3 protein-coding genes are annotated in these 2900 nt (G+C 60.6%); 1 reads left to right on the top strand and 2 read right to left on the bottom strand.

What is annotated here, in order from left to right:
- Positions 1-16: 16 nt before the first annotated feature.
- Positions 17-421: a hypothetical protein gene (locus O2807_14150; protein ID MDA1001644.1), complete on the top strand. Its 405-nt coding sequence runs from the start codon at positions 17-19 to the stop codon at positions 419-421.
- 538 nt (positions 422-959) lie between these two features.
- Here O2807_14150 and O2807_14145 read toward each other — a convergent pair.
- Positions 960-2036: a reverse transcriptase domain-containing protein gene (locus tag O2807_14145; GenBank protein ID MDA1001643.1), complete on the bottom strand. Its 1077-nt coding sequence runs from the start codon at positions 2034-2036 to the stop codon at positions 960-962.
- Positions 2037-2710: 674 nt separating this feature from the next.
- On the bottom strand, positions 2711-2900 hold a 190-nt coding region (locus O2807_14140; GenBank protein ID MDA1001642.1), incomplete at its 5' end, for a hypothetical protein.

Genomic DNA, 2900 nt, shown 5'->3' with positions numbered 1-2900 from the left:
GTGAGCGGAGAAACGCATGAGCAGCGAAAGGAATCAGTCCAACACGAATCAAACCGGCGACCCGAGAGTCTCCGGCATCGCAACGGTGGGATGGATCACCCTGGCGGGCCTGGCCCTGTGCGTCCCCCTGAGTGCGATCATCGGACGAATGTCGCCCTTGATGGCGGGCGCCATTCCCCTCGCCCTCATCGTGGGCGCCGGACTGATGGCCGTGCGAATCTGGTCCTCGGGAGAAAAACTCGTCAATCAGAAGGAGAATGAAGCTCTCAAGAATCGCATCGAGGACCTGGAAGATCGTCTGAAGAATCTCGAGATGATCGACTCTCTGGAGGCGCACTTTGCCGAGAAGCACCGCCCGCGGCTGGCCGAAGCCAGCGATCCTCCGACCATGGGTCCGCCCCGGGAAGAGACCGCCTCATAGCTCATCTCAACCGATCCCCCGCCGGCCTGTTAGGCGGATTTGGAGTGCGGGGAGCTATCACCGCTTTTTGGTGGCGCGAGCAATCGCGGGGGATGACGCTCCGATACACCAAGCCGCTTTCGCGCGACGGACAGCGCTGAGGGTGAGAGGTATCGCGCGCTGGGACGCCTAAACACGCGATCCCCGCCGATGTCTCGGCCCACCTGAAAGCGGCAATGGCTTGCCGCACTCCGAAAGCACAAGCACCGCCGCCCATCCTGGCGGCATTCACCGTAGCTTGTCGCTGAGACGTTCGATCGTTCGAACTCGCTGGGTGGTATCAGGAAGATTCCCGATCGAGGTCCGTTGGCCCGGCAGAGGTCAGGATCAGAGGTCAGGATGTCTGAGGCTACGACGGGGCGGGCCGAAACGCACACCGGTCGGGTAGGAGGCCCCCCGAAGGGGGCCGTCCTCCCACAGAACCGTGCGTACGGGTCCGTACACGGCTCCTCACGAGAGCCTCGGATAGGCTTTCAGCGATTGCCAATGGCTCCGGCTCTCACCGGAGAACGTCAGGAGACCTCGGTGACCGAACCACCTTTCGGACCACGCCTGTGCCACCCCAAAGGTGTGCGCCAGGCGCCAGCGTCCATGATTGCGCGTGTAGACCTCTCGATAGGCGGTTTGACGGCGAACGCCGCACTTCACCAGCTTTCTCACGAGGTGTTTCTTGCGTTTGTGGTTCTTGATGAACTGCAACCGGAATCGCACTCGGATCCGTGCCTCGATGACCCGCAGCTGACTCGGATACTCGCTCATCGCGTAGTATCCCACCCATCCACAGTTTGAGCTTCTCTTCGATAAACCGGGTCCGCTTGTCCATCACCCGCTCGGCCGCCTTCCGGCTGCACACGAAGATGTTGCAGTCGTCGGCGTACCTCACAAAGTCCAGGCCGCGCTTTTCCAGTTCTTCGTCGAGTTCGTGCAAGACGATATTGCTCAACAGCGGTGAGAGGGGGCTGCCTTGATGCAGTCCTTCCCGGCTCCTTTCCACTTTCCCGTCGATCCAGATGCCGCTTCGCAAGATCATCGCCACCAAACGAATCATTCGGCGGTCCTTGACCTTGTCCCGCAGCAGGTGGTGTACGCGATCGTGATTGACGGTGTCGAAGAATCTCTCCAAATCGAGATCCACGACCCACTGCTTTCCCTCCCCTACGTGCTTTTGCGCCTCGGCGACCGCGTCGCGTTGACTTCGTCCGGGCCGATAGCCGTAGCAATGATCGCTGAAGCCAGGCTCAAAGAGCGGCCCCATCACCATCGCTATGGCCTGGTACACGATCCGGTCGCGCACGTTGGCTATTCCCAGCAAACGTTCACCGCCGCCGGGTTTCGGGATCACCACGCGCCGAACCGGACTGGGCTGGTAGCTCCAGCTTTCCAGTTCCTTGCGCAGTTGGTCCAGCCTGGCCTCAAGGTCCGCCTCGAATTCCTCGATGCTTTCCCCGTCCGGGCCGGGCGCTCCCTGGTTGGCCTTCACTTTCTTGAAGGCCCGTTCCAGAGTGCGCTTCGTACACACCTCCTCGTAGAGGCGGTGCGCGTCGCTTGTTTCCAGTCCTAGATCCAGTTGTCTCACTTCGCTTTGCTTGTTTTGCAGCGTTGCTTCATCGGCTGTCCCTCCGCTCTTTCCCCAAGGCGTACGGCCTGGTTCCGGTCCGGATGGTTTTCTGGTTTTCCCAGCCTCTGCTCCGCTGGCTTCTCGTGAGGCCAGATCGCTCTTGTGTTCCCCCCTTCGCCTCCTTCCCGGCCGACTCCCGTCGTCCAGGCGCTTTCATCCCGTTTTCCCCTCTCCGCATGTCGCCATGCAGGTCTTCGGCGGGCTGTTTTACGGCTACTATGGGTTCGTCCGATTCCCTTAACGGCTTCGCTCCACCTTCCGGCTTCGCTTTGTTCATCAAGATCGTAGTTATCATGTGAACACCGAGAAGGGCCTCCCCGGGTAAGAGACAAGACAAAGTGCTGCACAACCACCTCCTCTACACGATGAGACTTACGTAGAGTTCTTGGGGCTTTGGGATTCGAGGTTCCCTCGCCCGCCTCACGTGCCTGCCAGAGGTTCGCTTCGCGCTTGGCTCGCAGTTCCGCATTCTCCTTCATTCAGATCCTTCGTTGGTCACAAACTTCCCGTGGTTCCCGACTTCGCCGGGCGAGGCTCGTGCTTTCCTTAGGCACCCTTGGATTTTGCTTCATTTTCCTTTCTCTCTCGGTAATGGCGGGTTCTTCCCCCGCGTGTCTTGTCCCATGCCGGGCTCACCTCGATCGCTCCACGACGAATTGCTCTTCCTTGTCGTCCGGGTCGCTCCACGAGAGAACCGCTTCGCTGCCATCAAAGGATACGATTTGTAGACCACCCGGCACGTCGGGCAAACCACCGACGGGAAACTCCACCCCCATGTCATCGCCGCTGCGGCCCGTTCCCAGACAGGGCGGCCCCGGCCCC

It is taken from the genome of bacterium, from assembly GCA_027622355.1.
Taxonomy (GTDB): Bacteria; UBA8248; UBA8248; order UBA8248; family UBA8248; genus JAQBZT01.
The sequence above is the reverse complement of the archived record's forward strand: the minus strand, read 5'-3'. Positions and strand labels throughout refer to the sequence as shown.